Here is an 18,600-nt window from a genome sequence, read left to right as displayed (position 1 = left end):
TAGCATTAAATAAGCGAAAATCTAAATTAAGTTATATGTTAAATTACAAAACATTCCTTTGCTCGCTATGTATAGTAGCAGCTTTATTCTCCTGTAAAAATCAAGAGGAACAGAAAAAGACAGAAAACAAACGGCCAAATATTGTATTTATGATGTCTGACGACCATGCATACCAGGCAATAAGTGCGTATAATGATAAACTTATCAATACACCAAATATTGACAGGCTGGCCAGTGAAGGGGTTCTTTTCAACAATGCTTCTGTAACCAATTCTATTTGCGCCCCATCGCGAGCTGTTATATTAACTGGCAAGCACAGTCATTTAAATGGGAAAATTGACAACCTTAGTAAGTTTGATACTACTAATATAACTTTCCCACAAATCTTACAGGATGCCGGTTACCAAACAGCAATGTTTGGAAAATTACACTTTGGAAACAATCCAAAAGGTTTTGATGAATTTAAAATCCTACCCGGCCAGGGTAGTTATTATAACCCTCGCTTTATAACCAAAGACGGGGATACCGTCATAGATGGTTATGTTACCGATATAATTACAGATCTCACTATTAACTGGCTGGAGGAAAAACGCGATAAAGAAAAACCATTCCTATTAATGTATCTACACAAAGCGCCACACCGGGCCTGGTTACCGGCAGAAAGACATTATAAAGAATTTACTAAAAAAGAATTCCCATTACCCGAAACGCTTTTTGATGATTACACCCGTATCCATCCTGAAGACCTTGAAGCTAGTTCTCCCGATGCAGCATCTAAAAAATACAATTTAGCCCCTCCAAAAAGCCGTAAAAGTACAGCCGCAAAAACGGCTGAAATGAATATTCTTACCCACATGATCCTAACTAATGATAATAAATTGAAGGATACAACAATTCAAAAACTGGGAATAAAAGAGCGTTACCTGGGAGATCCTACCAATAGGATGAATAAAGAGCAAAAAGCTGCATGGGATAGGGTCTACGATCCTATAAATAAAGAGTTTGCTGAGAAATATCCAGAGATGGATGATGAAGATTTAATGAAATGGAAGTATCAACGTTATATGCAGGATTACCTGGGGACTATTGCCTCAGTAGATGAGAATGTAGGTCGGGTGTTGGATTATTTAGATGACAATAACCTATCTGATAACACCATAGTTGTTTATACTTCAGACCAGGGTTTCTATCTGGGAGAGCACGGTTGGTTCGATAAAAGATTTATGTATGAAGAATCTTTTAGAACTCCTTTACTTATAAAATGGCCAAATAAAATAAAAGCAGGTATCACCGAAGGGGAAATGGTGCAGAACCTGGATTTTGCACAAACCTTTTTAGATGCTGCAGGTGTTAATGCTCCAGATGAGATGCAGGGTAAGAGTTTATTACCATTACTAACAGGTGAAAAGCAGGCCTGGGATAGAGATGCTGTTTATTACCATTATTATGAATATCCTGGCGAGCATACTGTAAAAAGACATTATGGTATTGCTACTAAAGATTATAAGATTATCCACTTCTATTATGATGTAGATGAATGGGAGCTTTATGACCGAAAAAATGATCCGCAAGAATTGCACAATGTATTCTACGATCCAGATTATGCCGAAGTAAAAGAAATGATGATGAAAAAGTTAGAAGAAACTCGAAAAAAATATAAAGACTCTGAAGAGTTGGATAAGCAGTTTATTAAGGTCTACGAAGATAAATAAGTAGTAATTATGAAAATCAATTTTAATAACAACTCCCCAAATTTAGCTCCGGAGTTGCTCTCACTAAAAGTGCCGGAAACTACAGTAAAACTAATTCCGCCACCGCAAAGTTTGTGGCTAGAAAAAAGCTTTAGCACTCTAATTCTTTTTCTGTTTATTTTTGGAGTATCTAATTTAATGCAAGCTCAACTTATCCCTGCGCCTTCAAAAATGGAACTTGCAGCAGGGGCATTTGAAGTAGATAAAAATACTTCTCTTCAATTTTCCAAAAAACATGGTTTAGAAGAGATGACTACCTACTTCCAAAAACAGATAAAACGCTTAAGCGGAATTCAGCTCCCTATAAACCAAACTGCAGGCAAGACGATAAAACTGGAAATAGATAAAAATTTAGATCTAAAAAATGAAGGTTATAAATTACAAATATCCACCGACCGTATTGTTATTTCTGCACCTGCTGTGGCCGGTGTGTTTTATGGAGTGCAGAGCGTTCTGCAATATTTTCCAGGCATTCGTACCAACGAAAAAATTACGCTTCCGGCTATGGAAATTACCGATGAACCGGCATTTGCCTGGCGTGGTATGATGCTGGATGTAAGCAGGCATTTTTATTCCGTAGAAACTATTAAGGAGGTATTGGACTTAATGGCTTTTTATAAACTAAATACTTTTCATTGGCATCTAACCGATAATGAAGGCTGGCGATTGGAGATTAAAAAATATCCAAAATTAACCAGTATTGGTGCCTGGCGGGAAGAAATACCGGGTAGTGTTTTTTACAAAAAAGATTCTACTTATGCTGAACCATTAACCGGGAAGCCTTACCGTTATGGCGGGTTTTACACTCAGGAACAAGCCCGGGAAGTGGTTGCTTATGCAGCAAAAAGAAATATTAGGGTAATTCCCGAAATAGAAATGCCGGGACACTCTGCCGCAGCTCTTGCCGCTTATCCAGAATTCTCCTGCGCACAGCCAAAACAGGATCCTCCAGGATCAAACCTCTGGAACGATGTGATAGACACCGAAAATATGGCGTTTAATTATTGTGCCGGGAAAGAAGCTCCATTCCTGTTTTTACAAGATGTATTAGTAGAAGTTATGGATATTTTTCCGTCAGAATATATTCACATGGGAGGAGATGAAGTAGATAAATCTTATTGGAAAAAATGTGAAACCTGCCAGGCAAGAATTAAAGATGAAAACCTGAAAGATGAAAAAGAACTGCAAAGTTATTTTATAAAACGCATGGAGAAATTTCTACAGGCAAACAACCGTAAACTCCTGGGCTGGGATGAAATTCTGGAAGGTGGCCTGGCACCAAACGCGACCGTAATGAGTTGGCAGGGGGAAAAAGGTGGAATTGCTGCTGCAAAATCTGGTCACGATGTAGTTATGAGCCCTAGTGATCCTCTCTATTTTAACCGTTACCAAGCTGATCCCGAACTAGAGCCACAGGCAGCCCCCTACTCTATCAACACCCTAGAACGAGTTTATAATTACAAACCGGTACCAGAAGCTTTAAGTGCAAAAGAGGCTAAATACGTTTTAGGATCACAATTTGCAATTTGGACCGAGTTTATCTCATCGGTAGAACATTTAGAATACATGTTATTACCAAGAATGGCTGCCTTTAGCGAAGCGGTTTGGAGCAATAGGAAAGACAAAAATTTTACGGAATTTACCCGGCGTTTAAATATGGGGCACTACACCAGATGGAAGACTAATGGAGTTAGGTTCCACCCAGAATTTTTTGAACAATCGGAATATTAAAAATATCTTCAAAACCTTTTAAATCAGATGAAACAGATAGTAGTTATATTTTTTGCCTGTCTTTTAGCCGCATGTGGTACAGGAAATATCCAGGATAAACCCGATGGGAAATGGGAACTAATTTGGCAGGATGAGTTTGAAAATGAAGGTAAACCCGATACTGAGAAATGGTCTCACGCACCCAGAAATTCAGCAGATTGGGCACGCTTTTGTACAGACTCAGATGCTACACGATTCGTTAAAGATGGCAAATTACATTTGCGTGGCATTATAAATACCAATAAAAATGATACGGTAAAATACAATACCGGTTGTATTAGAACCACCGATAAATTTTCTTTTAAATACGGGAAAATTCAGGTGAAAGCTAAACTGGATAAAGGAAAAGGCTCCTGGCCTGCCATCTGGATGATGCCTCAAGATCCCAAATATGGTGGGTGGCCACATAGTGGGGAAATAGATATTATGGAACATCTAAACTATGATACCATCGTTTATCAAACTTTGCATACCAATTATATAGATATTCAGGAAAAAAAGGAGTATCCGTCATATTTCACCACGATTCCATTTAAGATAGATACCTATAATGTATATGGGGTGGAATGGTACCCTAATCGCTTAGATTTCTTTGTTAATGGAAAAAAGACATTTTCTTATCCAAAAATTGAACATGCCGATTCAAAGCAATGGCCTTTCAACCAGGAGTTCTTTATTATTCTGGATCAGGCCCTTGGGGGAAACTGGGTTGGCAGCATTAAAGATGAAGATTTGCCCATTGAAATGCTGGTAGATTGGGTGCGGGTTTATAAGGAAATATAATGTAAATGGTGCAGATTCAGAAATTTAAAAATATTTATTAAGGAGTGTGTCCCAAGAATAGTGTCTCAAAAAAACATACTTATAAATCAACCTCAAATATTATCAGTAATTAGCATTTTTGCGTTAAACTTTGTAATAAACAGGAAACTTTTCCCTAACTGCAGGCTCAAATAAAGTATCTACCACTAAAATAGCTTCAATAATTTCAATCTTTTTCGAATTATCTAAAATCTAGTTTTCCAGGAATGGAGTTAACAGGTCTAAAACACTGAAATCATATTCCGGTTTAATAGCATCCAGCCATTTTACCTCTACCTGAGTCAATAAAACCGTGAACCACTAATGAAAATTAGATTAATATGGTTGCACATTAAATGTCTAAAACATCAAAAAAACAGCCTAGGATAAATTACTACAACTCTAAGCGCTTTAATTTTTGTAATAATTCTTCGTTAGTTAAGTATGAAATGATTTGGCAGTTCCTCTACCTTCTCGCAACATAACTGATCCATTACTTGTTTAAATTGTGTTTTTAGCATAGTTATAGTGTGATCTCCTCCTTTATTCCCCAAAGCTGCGGCACCATACATAAAGGATCTTCCCATAAAGGTGAATTTTGCTCCAGCAGCCATAGTACGGGCAATATCTGGTCCAGACCTAAGACCACTATCCATCATTATTTCAATTTTATCACCATATCTATTAGCGATATTGGGTAAAGTTGAAATAGTTGATTGCGCTGCATCCAACTGCCTCCCGCCGTGATTAGATAAAATTACACCATCAAATCCCATTTTTATAGCATCTTCCACATCACGTGGTGCAGAAACTCCTTTAAGAACTAACTTGCCTTTCCACTTATCCCGTATAGGTTTAATTTTTTCAGCATTTAATTTTCCGGAGAAGGTTTTATCCATAAATTTCCCTAGCTGTTTAAGGTTTAAACCTTCGGGAGTATAGGGTTTTAAGGTTTCAAAAGTAGGCACTCCATGTTTTAAAGTATTTAATGTCCAACTTGGTTTTCCTAAAACTTGAAAGATATTTTTCGCCGACATTTTTGGTGGTAATGCCAGCCCGTTTCTAATATCCCTGGGTCTGTAACCAAAAGTAGGCACATCACATAAAAGTACTAAAACGGGACACTCTGCTACTTCCGCCCTTTTTAAGATATCATTTCTAACCTCATCTTCTACCGGATTATACAGCTGAAACCAGGCGTTACCCTGTGTAAGTTCACTGGCACGCTCAATACTCATAGTAGTAACCGTACTTAAAATAAAGGGAATATTATGTTCAAAAGCCGCTTTGGCGAGTATTTCAGGCGAATTAGGCCACATTAGTCCTTGTAAACCTACGGGTGAAATTCCAAAAGGTGCACTATACTCTTTTCCAAATAATTTTGTAGTCGTATCTGCTTCTTTATAATTTTGAAGATATCGCGGTTCTAACTGAATTTTACGAATATCAGATGTATTAATATTTAAATTTACATCTTCATTGCATCCACCATCCAGGTATTCAAATGCGAAATCGGGGATTCTTTTTTTAGCTTTTGCTCGAAGATCTTCTATAGAAGGATATTGAGAATTGAAATTATTAGCCATATTTTCTAGGTGTTTTTTAGATCAAATATTTTATCCATGGGTGTCCATTTCTCGCCATTTTTTGCCGATGGAATAGCCTGCTGATATTGCTGCATTAAACTTTCCCACTCCTGAACCTTAAGATTTTGTCTGTCCGCTTTAGTTTTCATCTCAAAAGAAAAATCATGTTGAGTTTCCATAAGCATGATCAAACGGTTACCTGTGCGGTAAATTTCCATATTTAAAACACCTACTTCATGTATACTTTTAATAATCTCTGGCCAGACTTCACGGTGATACTCTTCATACTTTTTAATTAGTTCAACCTCATCCTTTAAATCACAAGCCAATACATACTTCTTAGTTTTCATGCTTTGTTTTTTTAAAAATATAATAACCATAAATCCCAACAACTATAAAACATAAAACAGGTAAAAAGAACGAGAAATTTATTTCTGGTACACCTAATATTGTAGTATCTGTATAACCGGAACCTCCAATATCTAATACCATACCTTGTAAAGTTGGCATTAGTGCCCCGCCTACAATTGCCATTACTAAAAATGAAGACCCGAATTTCGCATCGTTACCCTGGCCTTCCAAGGCAATTCCATATATGGTTGGAAACATTATTGACATAAAAAAGGAAACACTTACCAAGGCGTATAAACCAATCAATCCCTGACTAAAAATACAAAGCAGACAGGTTAAAATCGCACCGAATGCAAATACCATCAACAATTTACCTGAGCCTATATAGCGGAGAAGGAATGTACCTAACCAACGTCCTATAAGAAATACCAACAAAGCGGCAATTCCATAATTTACCGCACTTTTATTATTAATACCAATAGATTCGGCATATTGATAAAGATAGGTCCAACACATAATCTGCGCCCCCACATAAAAAGCCTGGGTTATCACCCCACCCACAAATTTATTATTGCTAAAGAGTCTTTTTATAGCTGGTATTACGGCTACCCGGGCTTCTTTCTTTTTGTTTTCAGGCATTCTAACTAAAAGTATAACCAGGAAAAATATTATAACTACCAATCCCAATAACACATAAGGAGTACTTATAACTTCTAAATCAGAATTCCTTATGCTAGCCTTAGCATTTTTAGAAAGTGTACTATATATAGGATTTCCATCTGAGTCTAAATCATCCGATTCCAAAGCTCCCAGAATAAAATGTTGTGCTACAATTAAGCCGCCTAAAGCTCCCATGGGATTAAATGTCTGGGCTAGATTTAAACGCCTGGTAGCAGTTGCTTCGCTTCCCATAGCTAGGATATAGGGGTTGGCAGTGGTCTCTAAAAAAGCAAGTCCAAATGTTAGAATATATAGGGCAAACAAAAAGAAAATATATTCCTGGTAAATTGCAGCCGGATAAAACAGTAGGGCTCCCAAAGCATATAAAGCCAGCCCCATAAGCACTCCCCTTTTATAAGAAAATTTATTGACAAAGAGCGCAGCTGGTAAGGCCATCGTAAAATAGCCCCCATAAAATGCAAGTTGAACTAATGAGGCCTGAAAATTATTGAGTTCTAAAACTTTTTTGAAGGCCGAGACCATAGGGTTAGTGATGTCATTTGCAAATCCCCATAAAGCAAATAAAGCCGTTATTAAAATAAACGGTAAGAGAACTTTCCGTGAAACCAAAGAATCTTGCGACATAGGAATTAAGTTAAGGATCGGTCTAAGTGCACATAACCACCATCGGGAGAAAACCACTCTGCGGTAGTATGTCCAGATTTTTTAGATAGGATAAATGCTGCCAAATCGGCTATCTCAGTATCAAGAGTCATTCGATTTCCCATTGGAATATTACGGGTGATTTTATTTAATTTTTGTTCGGGCTTGTCAAAAGAATTCAACCAAGTTTTATATAGAGGCGTCATAACCTCCCCTGGTAAAATTGCGTTCACCCTGATATTATATGGCAGTAATTCTGCAGCCCATTCACGAGTTAGCGCTAACTGCGCACCTTTTGATGCTGCATAACCCGATGTACCTCCCTGACCTACCAGGGCTATCTTAGAGCTAATATTTAGAATATTCCCTTTTGATTTTTTAAGCGCTGGAAGGCAAAAATGCGCCATCTCATAATAATGATTCAAATTATTATAGACTGAATTTGCAAACTTCTTTGGGTTACCAGTTTCTAGACCAATAGTATCATTCACTCCAGCATTATTTACCAGTGCGTCAATTTTTCCGAAGATCTCTAAAACTTCATCAACAATTCTTTTGCATTGGCCTTCTTCATTTAAATTGGCTTGTATAAAATGAGCATTAACTCCACTGGTTTTAAAGGTTTCAAGCATTTCCTTACCGCTTGCTTCCCCACGGCCAACAAACACTGGAATTGCATTTTCCCCAGCAACCGCTTTACTAATAGCTCCGCCTATACCCTTAGTACCGCCAGTTATTAAAATCACTTTATCCTTTAATCCTAAATCCATATCAGAACTTTTTTTTTAAAAAATCTATTTCCTTAAATCTTATCATTCTGTAATTACTCCTATTTCAGCAATTCCCAAAACTTCCGTATCATCAGCACTTCGTTTTCCTAGGAATTTAAAATATCGTGCCTTTGTCGTTTTAAATTCAATAAGTTGTTCTATAGGGTTATTTTTAATATTTGAAAATTCACCTTCACTTACTTTCTTCCATTGTTTTCCATTTTCGCTAAGCATAAATTCATAATCTGCAATTACACCCTGAGGCCATCTACTTTGTTGGGGTAAATAAGTAAATCCTTTTAAATTATAGGTTTTACTGAGGTCTACTATTACCTCCTGCGGAAGTTTCCCTTGTTTTGTCCATACTGAATTTTCATCGGCATCAATAATTTTTCCTGCATCGTCATTTTCATTCAATACTTTCCAATCCTTCTTGGGTATATCCAGCCTAATGTTTGAAATTTCACTATAGGAATTAGTTCCGGGGTTATATGCTACCGCCATTACAAGGGTAGGAGTCTGCAATAAAAATTCTTCAGAATAAGGTTTAGAATCCTTGTTAGGCTCTTCTCCATTTAAGGTATAATAAAGCTCCAGGTTTTTATCATAGCTTTCAATACTAATTAAACCATCTTTATGCTGAACAATTTCCGGAGCTTCCATCACTAAAGGTGCCTTATAAACCTGAATATTTGAAATTAAAGGTCGTGCTTTAGCATCTGTAATATTCAAACGCAAGGCAGAAACTTCAACAGGATCAAACCTTAATATTCGCTTATAGCCTATGGTAGTCTCAGATGCTATTTCCTTCCATTCTCCATTAATCTTCCCTTCTAAAGTAAAAGACTTCACACGCTGTCCTAAAGCAATATATTCCTGAACTACAAACCGGTTAACTTCCTGCAGCTCGTCAAACTCAATCGTTATGTTAGACTTTATGGTTTCCTTTTGCGGCATCCAATAAGCCTTAGTATCCCCATTAATAGCATTTTGAGCACTATAATGAGAGCCTGCCTCTGAAGAAGCTGTAGCTATAGCATCTGTAGCCAAATTCTCAGCAAAATCTTTATCTAACTGCTTCCGCAACTTCATCAATTGTTCTACGTCCTTTTCGTGTACAAGTCCGCGAGTATCTACCGGCAAATTCAATAAAAGTGAGGCATTTCTACCAACCGATTTATAATAGATATCCAACAAATGTGGTAATGTTTTTACCTGGTGGTCCTCCCTGGCGTGATAATACCAACCCGGCCTAATGGAAACATCAGCTTCTGCGGGAATCCAATGTGTCCCGTCATCATCTCCATTTTGGAGATTTCCACTCCCTGGGGTAAATGGGCTCCAATTTGTTTCAGCTGCAAAGCCATGTTCGTTACCTACCCAACGCACATCTGGATTCCCGCCACTAAAAATTACTGCTTCAGGCTGAAGCTCCCTAACTATTTTGGTTACTTTATCCCACTCATAATAGGTTGCGTCATCAATTTTTCGGTTTTCATTAGCACCTCCATAATAACCGGTCCCGCCATTCGCTCCATCAAACCATACCTCGAATACAGGTCCATAGTTTGTTAAAAGCTCCTCCAATTGTTTATGAAAAACTTTCACATATTCTTCCCTGGCGTACTCAGGATGATTACGATCCCATGGTGATAAGTAAACGCCAAATTTTAGTCCGAATTCTTCACAGGCTTCTGCCAGTTCTTTCACTAAATCTCCTTCGCCATTTTTCCAGGGAGAATTTTTAACTGAATGCTCTGTGGTTTCTGTTGGCCAAAGACAAAATCCGTCGTGATGTTTTGCCGTTAAGATTATTCCTTTCATCCCGGCATCTTTAGCGGTTTTTGCCCATTGCCTTGTATCGAGATTTGTAGGATTAAAATTCTTTGGAGATTCGCCGCCTTCGCCCCACTCCATATCGGTAAACGTATTCATATTAAAATGAACAAAACCGTAGTATTCCAACTCCTGCCAGGCTAATTGCCTTTGTGATGGAACAGGTCCTACCGCTTCCGGTTCATTTACATTTTCTTTGCATGAAATCAAGCTGATTAATACTAATAACAGCAATAACAAATTTGGATTTTTCATTATTTAAATATTTTAATAGGTAGTTCTACTTTCTTATTGGTTCTTTTATCTAAAGGCATTTGCGCATCAACCGATTCTAGATATGAACTCAAAATTGTAGCTAATTCCTTTGTTTTTTTAGTATGAGTTTCTGATATATTGGTGGTTTCCCCAATGTTTTTTCTAATATTGAATAATTCAAAACGGCGATCTTTATGGTAATAAATAAGTTTATAATCTCCCTTTCTAATTGCGCTAAATGTGGCAATTCCAGGACCACTACCACCCCATTTATTAGGGAAATGCCAGAATAATGGACGTTGATTACGAGATTGATTATTTTCTTCAATTAATGACACAAAACTTTGGCCATCCACTTTTTGTTTTAAAGCAGGTATATGGCTTTTGGTCATTTCCAGGATACTGGAAAAAAAGTCTTCAATTATAACATAATCATCAATACTGGATGCAGGTTTGGTTTTTTCAGGCCAGTAGACCAACATAGGCACCCTAATTCCTCCTTCATAGGCAGAACCCTTACCACTGTTTAAAGGTGCATTATGCGTATGTGGTTCTCCTCCACGAGCGTGTGCGCTTAACCCGCCATTGTCTGACATAAAAAGAATGATCGTATTTTCTTCTAAATTATTTTCTTCCAGATAATCCATAATATCCCCCAAACTCTTATCCATTCCTTCAACCATAGAAGCGTATTTAGCTTCAGTCTTATCCAGACCTGTATCAAGATATTTATGATAAAAACGCTCATCAGCCATAATAGGCACGTGCACGGCATAATGTGACATATGTAAAAAGAAAGGCTTTTTACCAACCACCTCATCTAAACTTTGCAATGCTTCACGCGTAATAGCTTCGGTTAAAAAAATATCTTTACCGTGATACTTTTCCAAACCGGGTACGGCCCACTCTGACTTGCCGGCTTTTCCATTTCCAAAATTTTCCGTTCCTAAAAAACTCTCCGGTGCCCCGGCGGCGTGACCCGCAATATTTACGTCAAAACCTAAATTTAAAGGATTTTCACCCGGTGTATTTTTAGCTCCTAAATGCGCTTTCCCTGCGTGAATAGTATAGTAACCATTCATTTTTAAAAGCTCAGGTAAAGTATTTGCCACAAAAGAATTAGGAACATCTTCGTTCTTGGAAATTCCATTCATGTTCCATTGTGGAAACTCCAGGTGTTCATCAGCAGCATCTTTAGACTCGTTTTTATCTAACGTCCAATTTGTAACTCGATGCCGTGCTGCATTGGCTCCTGTTAAAATACTTACTCTTGAAGGAGAACAAATAGGAGTTGCATAGGCCTGGGTGAATTTAGTTCCCTTCTTTGCCAGACGCTCCATATTTGGAGTATGATAAAGTTTATTAAATGCTGTTTCTTCTGTCCAAAATGGAACCGAAGTATCTTGCCAGCCCATATCATCTACAAGAAACAAAACCACATTCGGTTTTTGTTCCTGAGCATTTAAAGTCGAAAAAATGATAAATAGAATGTAAAAAAATATAAAATAGAGGTTTTTCATAAATCACGGATTATTTTTAATTCTGAATTCAATATTACTTCTAGATTATTACCGGGAAGTTTAATTTTGATTTTTTCCTGGCCATATTTAATTTTAACCTGTTGTTTTTTGTTTGTTCTTAAAGTAAGTTGCTTTAATCTACCCAGTTCCCAAAGTATATCGACACCTATATCACCTCTTGCTTTTAATCCTTTAATATGTCCTTGCTCCCAGGCTTCAGGTAATGCCGGTAGTATCCGTAGAAAACCTTCATGAGATTGCAATAGCATCTCAGCAATACCAGCGGTATAGCCAAAATTTCCATCAATTTGAAAAGGAGGATGTAAATCGAATAAATTATCTGCCAGAGAAATTTCAAAAAACTTATGAATGTTTTCCCTTGCAGCTTCAGCATCAAATAATCGCGCATTAAAGTTTATCATCCACGCTCTACTCCAACCGGTTCCTGCACCCCCATGTTTTAATCTATAATCAATAGATTTTTGAGCACCTTCAAATAAATTGGAATCGGCTACCGTGATTCCGGAACCTGGATGAAGCGCGTATAAATGAGAAAGGTGTCTATGTCCCTTTTCAGGTTCCTCATAAGGCTTAGTCCATTCTAAAATCCTGCCGTCAGGTCCTAATTTTAACCCTGGGGTTAATTTGTTTCTTTTTTCTTCTATTTCTCCTAAAATAGCATCTTCTATATCTAGAATTTCTGCAGCTTTTAAGGTGTTATCAAATACTTCGGCGATTATTTGATGCCCCATAGCACTACCATAAGAAAGTGCCACTCTTTCTCCCTGCTCATTGATGTAAGAGTTTTCGGGAGAAGTTTCCGGGAAAGAAACAAAACTTCCAGTTTTTTCATCTTTCACCAACCAACCGGCATAAAATGTAGCAAACTCCTTTAAAACGGGATAAGCAGTAGTTTTAAGAAACTCTTTATCCTGAGTGAACAGGTAATGTTGCCAAAAGTGTTGTGCAAGCCATCCGCCGCCGTGAATCCAACTGCCCCAATAAGCCTCACGAGCCTGCATATAGGGCGCCCCCCATAGATCTGAAGCATTGTGAAGCACCGCTCCTTCTAAACCGTACTGTTCTCTAGCCGTGTTTTTTCCCCGCTCAACCAAACGTTTAGTATAATCAAATAACGGTTCGTGAAGTTCACTTAGGTTGGTGACTTCTGCCGGCCAGTAATTCATTTGTAAATTTACATTTAAGTGATAATCGGCATTCCAGGGTGCGGCAATATGTTGGTTCCATAACCCCTGTAAATTTGCAGGATTAGTACCCGGCCGGGAAGAGGAGATTAGCAAATACCTACCATATTGGAACAAGTCGGTAATTAGCGCCCGGTCTTCCTTTCCTTTCTTAAAAGCCTCCAGTCGTTTATCGGTTGGTATGCTGTCAATAACATTTTTGTTAAGGGAAAAGTCTACTCTTGTGAATAATTCCTGGTAATCTTTTTTGTGCGATTCTAATAATTCATCAACAGTTTTTATACTAAGCTTCTCTAATGTCAGCCTATTTTTCTGCTGAAAATCTTCAGTATAAAATGAAGTATTGCTCACCAGGTACAAGGTCACTTGTTTAGCACCTTCTATTTTTAAGCCGGAAGCATCTGAATAAACCTTTCCGGAATCTGTTTCAGCCTGGAGTAAAGTTTCAAATTTAACCCCATAATCCAAAGGTTTAGGTTTTGAATTTTTTATGGCACCCATCTGGGTAATTTCACCTAACATGGAAATTTGGTTCTCGGCAGGGCTACTTACTTCTACTGTTTTATAACCTTCATCTTTCGGGCGATCTAAGTTCACACTAAAATTTAATCCTGCTTTTGCCGTTGTACTTAATTGAACTATAATGGCATCATCTGCTGCGGTTGCAAAAATTTTACGATGATATTGCTCGCCGTCTATAGTATAGCTCACCTCTGCCAAAGCATCATTCAAGCTAAGGCTTCGCCTATAATTTTTAACTTTTCCGGAGTGTTCAAAATCCAAATAAAGATCTCCCATAGTTTGATGGGATTTCACAATATCTTTATTCGAAAACCTATCTATAATTTCTTTATCGGCCTTACTGGTCTTTCCATTTAAAATTAACTGCCTGATGTAATCCAAATCTTCCGGGCCTCCTTTTGAATCGCCCCAATCAGGGCCACCGGGCCAGAGCGAATCTTCATTTAATTGAATTCGCTCATTAATTGTGTCTCCAAAAATCATTGCCCCCAGTCTACCATTCCCTATGGGCAGTGCCTCCATCCAGTTTGATGCAGGCTGCGCATACCATAGCACATGTTCATTTAAGTCTTCTTTATCTTCTTTTTTCTCTTTAGGAGCCGAACATCCCAGCCCGAGTGCTAGAATTAAAAGCAATGATTTTTTGATCATAATTGGTAAAAATTAATTGCGTTAAGCCCCATTATTTTTTCTAAAACGATTTCGTTTCTAGTTTTAAAAAAATCCTCAGTAATATTAACAGTATCAGAATATTGTCCGGCTGCCAAAGAAACCGGCCAATCAGATCCAAACATTAATCTATCGGATCCAAAAACCTCCAAAGCAAATTCAAAAAAAGGATAAAAATCTTTGGGTTTCCAATTAAAATTCTCAGTTTCAGTTAATAGACCGGAAAGCTTACAAGACACATTCTTTTTATCTGCCAGTTTTGTTATTAATTCTTTCCATTTTTTAGAAATTCCCTTTGAAACATTAGGTTTAGCGAGGTGATTTAAAACAAACTTTTGGTTTGGAAAATTAGAAACCAATTCAATAGTATTGGCCAACTGATTTTCCAAAACCAAAAGATCGTAGGTTAGGTTGAAGTTTCCAAAAGCTTCCATTCCCTTCAAAAATTGGGGTTGAAGCATATAACCAGCCGGTTTAGCCTGTAATAAATGCCGAACTCCTTTAAATTTAGGGTCTTTTGAAAAATAAGCCAGGCGCTCCTCAAGATTATCGCCAGTAAAATCAACCCAACCTATAACTCCTTTTATAAACTCATATTCTTTAGCCAGATTCAGCAAAAATTTGGTCTCATTTTCAGTGGGAGCAGCTTGCACTGCAACACAACCATTTACCTTATTCCTTTCCAGAACAGGCTTCAGGTTTTCAGGAAAAAAATCTTTCCTAATTACCGACATCTCATCGGGAATCCAGGCATCTTTCTCTTTCTCAAACTTCCAAAAATGCTGATGGCTATCTATTCTCATTGCCTATTCTTTATAAGCTTTTGCCACTTGTTTAGAAGTCCCAAGGCCTTCTATACCCAATTCTACAACATCTCCGGGTTTTAGGTAGCGCTGCGGATTTAAGCCCATACCTACCCCAAATGGGGTTCCGGTAGAAATAATATCGCCGGGCAACAAACTCATAAACTGACTTACATAGCTAATTACCTGAGGTATGTTAAAAACAAAGTCTGAAGTGTTGCTTTGCTGCTTAATCTCACCATTCAGTTTTAGCCATAAATCAAGGTTATGCGGATTTGGAATTTCATCTTTAGTAGCTAAAAATGGTCCTAAGGGTGCAAACGTATCACAGCTTTTTCCTTTAACCCATTGCCCTAACCGCTCTAATTGAAATTCTCGCTCGCTATAATCATTATGCAACACATAGCCGGCTACATAATCTATGGCTTCCTCTTCAGAAACATAACTGGCCTTTTTACCAATTACTACTCCCAATTCTACTTCCCAGTCTGTCTTTTGGCTGCCTTTAGGAATAATTAAATCGTCGTTAGGTCCTACAATAGCACTACTTGCTTTAAAAAATATAACCGGTTCTGATGGTACCTCCATACCACTTTCTTCGGCGTGTTTCGCATAGTTTAGACCAATACAAACCAATTTAGAAGGACGTTTAACCGGTGCTCCCAAACGTTCTTGTAAATCTATTTCAGGGCAATTATCTTTATTTTCTGAAAGCCAGTTTTTAAGATCTTCCAGACCGTTTTCGGCAAAAAAATCTTCGGTATAATCTTTTCCAAATGCCGAAACATCTATTCTTTTTCCTGTTTCTAATTCAATTCCCGGTTTTTCCCGTCCGGGAGCTCCAAATCGTATTAATTTCATAATCTATTTTTTACTGAATTTTAAAAGTCCAGGCATCGTGACCGGGCAATTCCCCATATTTAATACCTGATGTATCTATAATTAATGTATTGTTGCTGTATGTCCAGGGTAATTCCCTATCTAAGCCCAACAAATGAACTTTTGTACCCTTAGCAGGTTTGTCTATTTCCAACGCCAACTCATCATCTGGCCATTCATAACTTATAGCATATAAAGCATCGTTATTCTTTGTATAACTTAAATAGGTTTTTAAAGAAGTGAATTGCACTTGTAAACCTTTCTCCTGCCCATTTTTATCAATAAAAAATGCCTTAGAAGGAACTAGCTCCTTTTCAGTGTTAGCCGTGCTCCAAAACAATTTAATCTTGGCGTTTTGCTTTTTCTCGCGGTAATTAATTTTAATTGGAGTGCGCTCGTTGGCCTTTAAACGAATTGTGCCTTTATCTGAAGTCCCGGTATTGGCTCCCATAACCTCAGCTTCATTATCGGGTGCTGTATAATTACTATTAATAATGGTTTTGCCATCAATTTGCACCATAGCCTCATCATCTACTTCAATTTCAAAAGTATATTTCCCTGTTTTTGGCGCTACAATAAAGCCTTCCCAGGTTGCCTGAAAATCGTCTTCGCGTATACCTTTTATAGGTGAATTTCTTACCCAGTTAAAGTTAATTACACTATCTACTCTTTGTAAACTAACTTCTTTTTCTTCCCCGGTTTTTGAATAGGCTTCAGCACCATAAATAGCTTCTCCATTAATATCCAACCAGGTTCCCAACTGTTTTAAACGTTCCTGTTGAATCATAGGAATTTGCCCATCGGCCCTTGGGCCAACATTCAAGATCATTCCACCACCATTGGCAACGGTTTGTACAAACCTTTCAATGAGTTCTTTTCCGGTTCCGTAGGCCTCTAAATTTTCATTTCGGTTTAAGCCAAAACTACGGCCAATTCCTCTTACCTCTGCCCAGGGTCTTTCGGTTTCTACAATTCCTGAACTATATTCCGGGGTTAAAAAACCAACATCAAGGCCATGGCCCCAACGATTATTCACTATGGCATCTTTTCCTACTGTTTCGTAATACCAATTTATTAGCTGTGGAGCTTGCCATTGTTCGGCTGTATTGTACCATTCGCCATCAGAAAAAATCAATGTAGGTTTATACTTCTTTACCAATTCTTTAAACTGCGGCACCATATATTCTTCAACATATCGTCCAATACTATCGTGCGGATCTGTATACCAGCGGTGTAAAGGATGGTTCCATTCGGCTAAAGAGTAATATAATCCCATTTTAAGATCCTCGTCCCTAACGGCTTCTGTTAATTCTCCTACAATATCACGTTTTGGGCCGGTATCGACACTGTTCCAGTTTCGGTTAAATTTACTTGGCCATAAGGTATAGCCATCGTGATGTTTAGAAACCAATACCACATATTTAGCACCGGCCTCTTTAAAAATTTCAGCCCATTCTTGGGGATCAAAGAGTTCTGCTTTAAACTCACCTGCAAAATCTTTATAAGTGAAGTTAGTTCCGTAATGCTCATCTACAAAAGCGTTACGTAAACTATCATTGGTTTGCATTCCTCTCAAGAACCATTCGGCATAAGACTCTTTACCCCCATAAGCCGGTACTGAATACAAGCCCCAATGAATAAAAATACCGAGTTTTGCTTCCTTAAACCATTCTGGATAGCCATGCTCATTTATAGCTTTTTCTTCGGGAGATTGTGTATATCCCTGCAAGCCGATTAAAATACTAAGAGCTATTAATACTTTTTTCATATCTACAATATATTATCCTTGTAATTTTATAAAACCTCCGTCTATTGGAAAGTTGGTTCCTGTTGTAAATGCTGCATCATCTGAAGCCAGGTAAAGGGCAAGATTTGCCACTTCTTTAGTACTTCCCATACGTCCTATAGGTTGAGTTCTGGAGAGTTTTTCAAACATCTCTTGTTCTTGCCCAGGGTAGTTTTTAGTAATAAAACCATCTACAAACGGGGTATGTACCCTGGCGGGCGCAATACTATTACAGCGTATACCATAATCTATATAATCTTTTGCTATAGAGTAAGTCATGGTAAGTACAGCACCTTTAGACATGGAATAGGCAAAACGATCCTGAATTCCAACTACAGAAGCGATACTCGCCATATTGATAATACAGCCTTTCCTGGCTGATTTCATATAGGGAATAACCGATTTTAAACAGTTAAAAACACCCTTGATATTAACCTCATAAATTCTATCTAAATCCTCTTCGTTAGTATTCTCTACATTACCTACGTGGGCAATACCTGCGTTATTTACCAGAATATCAATTGATGATTCAGCGGCAATCTCAACCATTATTTTATCAACTTGTTCTTTTTTGGTTACATCACAACCAAAAAATCTTGCCTTACCACCGGCCAAAGTAATTTCTTCTACCGTATTTTTTGCTGTCTCTTCATTATAATCCAAAATAAAAACATTGGCACCGGCACTCGCAAATTCCATTGAAATTGCTTTGCCTATACCGCTTCCTCCACCTGTAATTACGCTCGACTTTCCTTTTAACTTATGACCCATAT

At 37.7% G+C, this 18,600-nt stretch carries 14 protein-coding genes; 3 read left to right on the top strand and 11 right to left on the bottom strand.

What is annotated here, in order from left to right; all coding sequences use genetic code 11:
- Window positions 1-35 precede the first annotated feature (35 nt).
- From AO058_RS08845 to AO058_RS08835, 3 genes are read left to right on the top strand one after another with little or no spacing between them, the layout of a single operon-like run.
- The gene (locus AO058_RS08845; RefSeq protein WP_075326105.1) at window positions 36-1,712 is read left to right on the top strand and encodes a sulfatase family protein; all 1,677 of its coding nucleotides are present in this window, start codon (window positions 36-38) and stop codon (window positions 1,710-1,712) included.
- Window positions 1,713-1,721: 9 nt separating this feature from the next.
- Window positions 1,722-3,482: a beta-N-acetylhexosaminidase gene (locus AO058_RS08840; RefSeq protein ID WP_198036143.1), complete on the top strand. Its 1,761-nt coding sequence runs from the start codon at window positions 1,722-1,724 to the stop codon at window positions 3,480-3,482.
- 27 nt (window positions 3,483-3,509) lie between these two features.
- Complete coding sequence (locus AO058_RS08835; RefSeq protein ID WP_075326104.1) at window positions 3,510-4,304, top strand: glycoside hydrolase family 16 protein; 795 nt, start codon at window positions 3,510-3,512, stop codon at window positions 4,302-4,304.
- Window positions 4,305-4,756: 452 nt separating this feature from the next.
- Here AO058_RS08835 and AO058_RS08830 read toward each other — a convergent pair whose 3' ends face one another.
- The 11 genes from AO058_RS08830 to AO058_RS08780 are packed head-to-tail and all read right to left on the bottom strand — an operon-like array spanning window position 4,757 to window position 18,598.
- Complete coding sequence (locus AO058_RS08830; protein WP_075326103.1) at window positions 4,757-5,908, bottom strand: alpha-hydroxy acid oxidase; 1,152 nt, start codon at window positions 5,906-5,908, stop codon at window positions 4,757-4,759.
- 5 nt (window positions 5,909-5,913) lie between these two features.
- Window positions 5,914-6,258, bottom strand: coding sequence for an L-rhamnose mutarotase (locus AO058_RS08825; protein WP_075327933.1), 345 nt, complete (start codon window positions 6,256-6,258; stop codon window positions 5,914-5,916).
- On the bottom strand, window positions 6,248-7,564 hold the full coding sequence (gene fucP / locus AO058_RS08820) for an L-fucose:H+ symporter permease (protein ID WP_075326102.1): 1,317 nt from the start codon (window positions 7,562-7,564) through the stop codon (window positions 6,248-6,250). The genes AO058_RS08825 and fucP overlap by 11 nt, the downstream gene beginning before the upstream one ends.
- Window positions 7,565-7,569: 5 nt before the next feature.
- Window positions 7,570-8,352: an SDR family oxidoreductase gene (locus AO058_RS08815; RefSeq protein WP_075326101.1), complete on the bottom strand. Its 783-nt coding sequence runs from the start codon at window positions 8,350-8,352 to the stop codon at window positions 7,570-7,572.
- A 42-nt stretch (window positions 8,353-8,394) separates the two neighbouring features.
- Complete coding sequence (locus AO058_RS08810; RefSeq protein WP_075326100.1) at window positions 8,395-10,443, bottom strand: alpha-L-fucosidase; 2,049 nt, start codon at window positions 10,441-10,443, stop codon at window positions 8,395-8,397.
- Entirely contained in the window at window positions 10,443-11,963 is a 1,521-nt protein-coding gene (locus tag AO058_RS08805) for a sulfatase (protein ID WP_075326099.1), read from the bottom strand. The genes AO058_RS08810 and AO058_RS08805 overlap by 1 nt, the downstream gene beginning before the upstream one ends.
- On the bottom strand, window positions 11,960-14,341 hold the full coding sequence (locus AO058_RS08800) for a glycosyl hydrolase family 95 catalytic domain-containing protein (RefSeq protein ID WP_075326098.1): 2,382 nt from the start codon (window positions 14,339-14,341) through the stop codon (window positions 11,960-11,962). The genes AO058_RS08805 and AO058_RS08800 overlap by 4 nt, the downstream gene beginning before the upstream one ends.
- The gene (locus AO058_RS08795) at window positions 14,338-15,162 is read right to left on the bottom strand and encodes an amidohydrolase family protein (protein WP_075326097.1); all 825 of its coding nucleotides are present in this window, start codon (window positions 15,160-15,162) and stop codon (window positions 14,338-14,340) included. The genes AO058_RS08800 and AO058_RS08795 overlap by 4 nt, the downstream gene beginning before the upstream one ends.
- Before the next feature lie 3 nt (window positions 15,163-15,165).
- Complete coding sequence (locus tag AO058_RS08790) at window positions 15,166-16,023, bottom strand: fumarylacetoacetate hydrolase family protein (protein WP_075326096.1); 858 nt, start codon at window positions 16,021-16,023, stop codon at window positions 15,166-15,168.
- 10 nt (window positions 16,024-16,033) lie between these two features.
- Window positions 16,034-17,809, bottom strand: a complete 1,776-nt coding sequence (locus AO058_RS08785) for an alpha-L-fucosidase (protein WP_075326095.1) — start codon at window positions 17,807-17,809, stop codon at window positions 16,034-16,036.
- A 12-nt stretch (window positions 17,810-17,821) separates the two neighbouring features.
- On the bottom strand, window positions 17,822-18,598 hold the full coding sequence (locus AO058_RS08780) for an SDR family NAD(P)-dependent oxidoreductase (RefSeq protein ID WP_075326094.1): 777 nt from the start codon (window positions 18,596-18,598) through the stop codon (window positions 17,822-17,824).
- Window positions 18,599-18,600 lie beyond the last annotated feature (2 nt).

This window comes from Salegentibacter sp. T436 (assembly GCF_001932675.1).
In the GTDB taxonomy this organism is placed as follows: Bacteria; Bacteroidota; Bacteroidia; order Flavobacteriales; family Flavobacteriaceae; genus Salegentibacter; species Salegentibacter agarivorans.
This window is presented reverse-complemented; position numbering and strand designations above follow the sequence as displayed.

Bases quoted from the DNA above. Each gene is read 5' to 3' on its own strand.
- AO058_RS08785 (WP_075326095.1), bottom strand. From the start codon at position 17,809: ATGAAAAAAGTATTAATAGCTCTTAGTATTTTAATCGGCTTGCAGGGA.
- AO058_RS08840 (WP_198036143.1), top strand. From the start codon at position 1,722: ATGAAAATCAATTTTAATAACAACTCCCCAAATTTAGCTCCGGAGTTG.
- AO058_RS08830 (WP_075326103.1), bottom strand. From the start codon at position 5,908: ATGGCTAATAATTTCAATTCTCAATATCCTTCTATAGAAGATCTTCGA.
- AO058_RS08795 (WP_075326097.1), bottom strand. From the start codon at position 15,162: ATGAGAATAGATAGCCATCAGCATTTTTGGAAGTTTGAGAAAGAGAAA.
- AO058_RS08845 (WP_075326105.1), top strand. From the start codon at position 36: ATGTTAAATTACAAAACATTCCTTTGCTCGCTATGTATAGTAGCAGCT.
- AO058_RS08815 (WP_075326101.1), bottom strand. From the start codon at position 8,352: ATGGATTTAGGATTAAAGGATAAAGTGATTTTAATAACTGGCGGTACT.
- AO058_RS08800 (WP_075326098.1), bottom strand. From the start codon at position 14,341: ATGATCAAAAAATCATTGCTTTTAATTCTAGCACTCGGGCTGGGATGT.
- AO058_RS08835 (WP_075326104.1), top strand. From the start codon at position 3,510: ATGAAACAGATAGTAGTTATATTTTTTGCCTGTCTTTTAGCCGCATGT.
- AO058_RS08810 (WP_075326100.1), bottom strand. From the start codon at position 10,443: ATGAAAAATCCAAATTTGTTATTGCTGTTATTAGTATTAATCAGCTTG.
- AO058_RS08790 (WP_075326096.1), bottom strand. From the start codon at position 16,023: ATGAAATTAATACGATTTGGAGCTCCCGGACGGGAAAAACCGGGAATT.
- fucP (WP_075326102.1), bottom strand. From the start codon at position 7,564: ATGTCGCAAGATTCTTTGGTTTCACGGAAAGTTCTCTTACCGTTTATT.
- AO058_RS08805 (WP_075326099.1), bottom strand. From the start codon at position 11,963: ATGAAAAACCTCTATTTTATATTTTTTTACATTCTATTTATCATTTTT.
- AO058_RS08780 (WP_075326094.1), bottom strand. From the start codon at position 18,598: ATGGGTCATAAGTTAAAAGGAAAGTCGAGCGTAATTACAGGTGGAGGA.
- AO058_RS08825 (WP_075327933.1), bottom strand. From the start codon at position 6,258: ATGAAAACTAAGAAGTATGTATTGGCTTGTGATTTAAAGGATGAGGTT.